The following is a 1,747-nucleotide window of genomic DNA, read 5'->3' on the forward strand; positions in this document are numbered from 1 at the left end:
AAAAAGGTGGAAAACTAATGATTATACATAAGTGGATGGAAGAGCCTCCTCAAATGGAAGACAGAAATCAACTTACAAAATAAAAGCATAGATATGAGGACATAGAATAAGTTGACAATATTATTATAAAAACGAGTGGCACGTCATTTAGAATAATTACTAAAATATCCTCAATATATATTTCGATATTTACTGGTTAAACTATTTATTGAAGAAGTAATTGTATAAATTGATAAAGAGTAGTAGAGGAGATATCCCTACTACACTTTATCAATTCTTTATATTTTATAGGACAAAACGCATTCAACATAAGAAACGTTATAGTGAATGCTTTAATGATCTATTGGTATTGAATTAGATTCTAAAGAGGCATACAATATAACGAAAATGAATTGAACCCCTTTTCGATCTATACCCAAAAAAGTAGACAAATAAATGAAATGTACCGAAAGAGTAATATAATTTATGTATTACTCTTTCTCTTTTTTAATCCTGACAAGTTCATGATTTTTGAATTCAGCAGGTGTTAGGTATCCTAATCTTTTCTGAATCCTTACATTATTGTAATAATGATAATATTGCCATGTTTCTCTTATAAGGTCATCTTTGCTCACTATACTAATGTTAGTGTTATACAACACTTCACTCTTATAGCATCCGAAAAAACTTTCCATAGGAGAATTATCAATAGGCGTTCCTTTCCTAGACATACTCTGTATGAAGTTTTTATCTTTAAGTTCATTCTGGAACAGAACATTATTATAGAGGGTTCCTTGGTCCGAATGGATAATAGTACCTTCCGGTAAGGATTTATTCAAAATATTTTTAAACGATTCTCGGATAAGTTCCCTGGTCTGATAATTTTTAACTGCAAATCCTTCTAACATTCCGGTGTGAAGGTCCTTCACTGCCGATATATATATCTTTTTCCCACCTACTTTATACTCAGTAACATCAGTTACCATCTTGTCAAATGGACAACTTGTACTGAAATTCCTAACCAATACATTTTTCTTAGGATGTGGATCTCCAGGTTTCCTATATCTCTTTTTTATCTTGATTACAGATAAATAACCATTCTGTGACATCAAACGGTAAACCTTTTTATGGTTGATATTAAGGCCATAGTCAGCCGAAAGCGCCGCTGTCATCCTCTCCACGCCATATCTCCCATAGTGTTTGATATAGAGTTTCTCAATGAATTTAATAACTTGTGTATCTTCTTTTAATTTTTCGGACACCACCATTCTCTTATTTAACCACCGATAATATCCTGATCTATTTATTTCAGCAACTTGAAGCAACAAAGTTACGGGGTATCTGCTGCTTAGTTTCTCAATTATTTCATATTTTCTTTTTTTTTAATATTGTCTTGATTTACTTGAAGGAGCTTTTTAAGATATTCATTTTCAGCTTTTAATTTTAATATTTCTTCTTCAGGAGAATCATAATTTTTTTTAGGGCGACCTCTCATTGGTGATGGAGTCTTACCTCTTTTACTCTCAAGTCCAGCTATTCCAAATTCATTATACTTTTTCAACCATTGAGTTAACATGTTAGGAGATCTAAATCCAAGTTTTTTTGAAAGGGATTTTACTCCTCCTTCATCACCACTATTATATCTCTCAATTACATTAATCTTAAATTCAATAGAATAGAAATTCTTTTTTTTGCCCATAACAAAACCCCCTTAATTTAGTCTACACTACTTTTTAGTTTCGTGTCTACTTAAGGGGGTATAGTTCAT

Annotated in this window: 2 protein-coding genes; both read right to left on the reverse strand. The window is 31.4% G+C overall.

Annotation, left to right across the window (positions count from 1 at the left end):
• Positions 1–470 precede the first annotated feature (470 nt).
• Complete coding sequence (locus tag VIM70_RS09880) at positions 471–1,307, reverse strand: IS3 family transposase (RefSeq protein WP_331945589.1); 837 nt, start codon at positions 1,305–1,307, stop codon at positions 471–473.
• A gap of 32 nt (positions 1,308–1,339) precedes the next feature.
• Complete coding sequence (locus VIM70_RS09885; protein WP_331945590.1) at positions 1,340–1,678, reverse strand: helix-turn-helix domain-containing protein; 339 nt, start codon at positions 1,676–1,678, stop codon at positions 1,340–1,342.
• Positions 1,679–1,747: the final 69 nt, after the last annotated feature.

Source organism: Clostridium sp., from assembly GCF_036569345.1.
In the GTDB taxonomy this organism is placed as follows: domain Bacteria; phylum Bacillota; class Clostridia; order Clostridiales; family Clostridiaceae; genus Clostridium_AD.

Excerpts from the sequence above, each read along its gene's own strand:
- VIM70_RS09885 (WP_331945590.1), bottom strand. The coding sequence starts at position 1,678 with ATGGGCAAAAAAAAGAATTTCTATTCTATTGAATTTAAGATTAATGTA.